The 2931-nt window shown below is 72.0% G+C and carries 3 protein-coding genes; 2 read left to right on the top strand and 1 reads right to left on the bottom strand.

Translation table 11 applies throughout. The features are described from left to right. Positions 1 to 309: hypothetical protein (locus ABD211_RS33300; RefSeq protein ID WP_344140539.1), on the bottom strand; the 309-nt coding region annotated here is incomplete at its 3' end. A gap of 250 nt (positions 310 to 559) precedes the next feature. On the opposite strand from ABD211_RS33300, the gene ABD211_RS33295 reads away from it, so the two are divergent. Both ABD211_RS33295 and ABD211_RS33290 read left to right on the top strand, forming a co-directional pair. Further along, on the top strand, positions 560 to 2140 hold the full coding sequence (locus ABD211_RS33295; protein ID WP_344140537.1) for a hypothetical protein: 1581 nt from the start codon (positions 560 to 562) through the stop codon (positions 2138 to 2140). A 46-nt stretch (positions 2141 to 2186) separates the two neighbouring features. Next, positions 2187 to 2931, top strand: a 745-nt coding sequence (locus ABD211_RS33290) for an HlyD family secretion protein (RefSeq protein WP_344140535.1), incomplete at its 3' end; no start/stop codon positions are given.

Genomic DNA, 2931 nt, shown 5'->3' with positions numbered 1-2931 from the left:
GTGGCCGCCGGTGTTGCCGAAGCCGCCGTAGCTGCCGCCGTTGTTCCTGAACGGCCCGTTCCAGTTGCTGTTCCAGGACCAGGACTGCCAGGGACCCATGAGCTGCCAGTTACGCACCGGCGAGCTCCAGTTGAAGTTCCAACCGGAGCTCTGGACGCCGCTGTCGCAGGCGTCCCAGCAGGACAGCGGGGACTGTGCCGCCCGTGGGTTCGCCGCGGACGTCGCGGCCGACGCTGACTGGGCGGGAGCCAGGATCGCAAGGCCCGCGAAGGCAACCGTGGCGGCCTTCCGCATACCTCGTTTCGACATGTCACTCCTCCATATGAACGGTGGGCACGCAGCCACACGGCTCGGCTGCCGAGCGGTCCCACGTCACCCGTCCGGTGGGGTTATATCAGCTAAATCTAGACAAAACACCCATTAAAACGGCATTTAACTTAAAACGTCGCTAAATCGGTCAGACACTCCGGATTTCCCCTGCGTGTCGCGCGAAGTCGCGTCATGTACCACCTGAGATCGGGCGTACCGCGGGTAGCGCAGGTGGCGTAGATTCCCGCGAGTGACCGGCCACCCCTCGGCGCCCAGCTCCGCACACCCCCCGCAGGAGCCTGACCGGCCCTACACGCACCCCGGGGCGATCCCGCCCTACCCGGCGACAGTCGTTCCCCGCCAGCCCCTGGGCCCGCCCGCGCCGTTCGGCCCGCCCCCCGCCTACGGCCAACCGACGGCGTACGGCCCGCCGCCCGCGTACGGCCGGCCCCCGGCGTACGGCCAGCCGGCCCGGTACGGCCCGGTCGCCCCCGGCTACCCGCCCTACGGCTACGCGCCGCCGCTGGTCGCGCCCCGCCGGAAGGTCTCCTGGGGCCGCCGGATCGTGGCCGCCCTGGCGGTTGTCACGGTCCTCGGCTGCCTCGGCGCCACCGCGCTCACCGTCGTGGCGAACGCCGGCGGCGCGTTCGACCCCTCCGCCACGTGGGCGTGGCCGAGCGGCACCCCGGTCGTCGCACCGGCCCCGGCCGATCGAGCCAGCAACACGGAGTGGCGCTCCTGGGCGTACTCGGCGATGAAAGAGCTCGCCAAGGCGCAGAGCGAGGCGCTGATCAAGGGTGACGAGAACGCCTACCTCGCGGCCGTTGATCCGACCAACAAGTCGCTGATCGCCGAGCACCGCAAGCGTTTCCGGATCCTGCGCGCCCTGGGGCTCGGCCAGTGGACCGAGTCCGTCAGCGGCGCGCCGACAGACGACGGCTACCGGGCGTGGCGGGCCACGCTGACCATCGGCTACTGCGTAGGCGACGCGTCCTGCAAGCCGGTGCCGCTGCACATGCGCAGCCGGTGGGCGTACAAGGGCGGCACGCTGCGGCTGGTCAAGCTCGACGAGTCCCTGGTCTCCGACCAGGGCCCGCGGCCCTGGGAGATCGACGACCTGCAGGTCAAATCCGGCGAGCGGGTCGTCGTGGCGGCCACCTCGGCGAACGCCGGGCGGCTCGCGGCCACCGTGCGCGCCGCCGACAAGGCCGCGATCGTCGCCGACCGGTTCGCCAAGTGGGAACCCAAGCCCCAGCGCTACGTGATCTTCCTGGCCGGGCCGTCCAACTGGAAGGAGTGGTACGGCTCGGAGGCGCCCGACTGGGCCGCCGCCTGGGCCGTCCCCGTGGACAACCACACCTCCGAGGTGGTGGTCCGCACCGACCGGGTGCCGGGCAGCGAGATGGAGGGCCTGCTCACCCACGAGCTGACCCACGTGACCTCGCTCGCCGGCGCCAAGTACCACAGCAGCAGGCAGTGGTGGATGGTCGAGGGCATCGCCGACTACGCTCAGTTCAAGGGCCAGCCGGTGAGCGTCTACGACGGCCTGTCGGCGGTGCGCAACATGGTCTCCGACGGCTGGGACGGCAAGGTCGACGTCACGCCGCCCACCGAGAGCGCCTCGCTCACCGACGCGGCCAGCCGCTACGGCGTGGGCTTCCTGGCCATCCGGCACATCGCCGAGAAGCACGGCGAGGCGAAGATGCTGGCCTTCTTCGGCGACGTCATGCACAAGGGGTACACGCTGGACAAGGCCGCCCGCGACGCCATCGGCATGTCCTGGACCAGCTTGAACCGCGAGTGCGCGGAGTACATCCGGTCGGTGGTGTAGCGAACGGGGTCGCCGATGGTGGCGATCGGTTCATAGACTCGTTCAGGTGCGTCGCCTGCCCCTCGCCGCGCTGCTCACTACAGCCGCGCTGGCGCTGACCGCCGCGTCCTGCGACACCTCGGACGACGGGATCAGCACCGACAACGTCCGCCGCGCCACGGTGAGCGAGGTGGTCGACGTCCCGGCGACGATCACCGCCCGCGCCGCCGCGACGCTCAGCGCCCCCTCCGACGGCCGGCTCGCCAGGCTGACCGTCACGTCGGGCACCCGGGTGCGCAAGGGGCAGGTGATCGCGGTCATCGACGCGCCCGCCGCGCGCAAGCGGCTCAAGGACGCCAGAGCCGCCCTCGCCGCCGCCTCCAGCGTCGGCGGGGTCCCGTCGATCGGGCTCACCGGCCTGTCCGACCAGGTCGACGCGGCCGCCGACGACTCGTTCACCGCGGCGCGCGCCGCGGCCGCGCACATCACCGACGCGGAGGTACGCGCGGCGCTGCTCAAGCAGCTCGCGGCCGCCGAAAAGCGGTACAAGGCCACCTCGACCCAGGCCCGTAAGGTCGTCGGCCAGGTGCAGTCGGGGCTGGCCGGGGTCGGCGACGCGCTCGCCGCCCTCGGATCCGCCCAGCGGGCCCAGGCCAAGGCTGCGTACGACCTGGCCAAGACCACCGTCGACGCGCTCACCCTGCGGGCCCCGATCGACGGGGTGGTCCAGTTCGGCGGCCCGCCGGCCGGGTCGAGCGGCGGCTCGCTGGCCGAGCTGCTCGGCGCGGCGACCCGCGGCGGCGTGGGCGTGT

Origin of the sequence: Luedemannella flava (genome assembly GCF_039528515.1) — a bacterium.
In the GTDB taxonomy this organism is placed as follows: domain Bacteria; phylum Actinomycetota; class Actinomycetes; order Mycobacteriales; family Micromonosporaceae; genus Luedemannella; species Luedemannella flava.
This window is presented reverse-complemented; position numbering and strand designations above follow the sequence as displayed.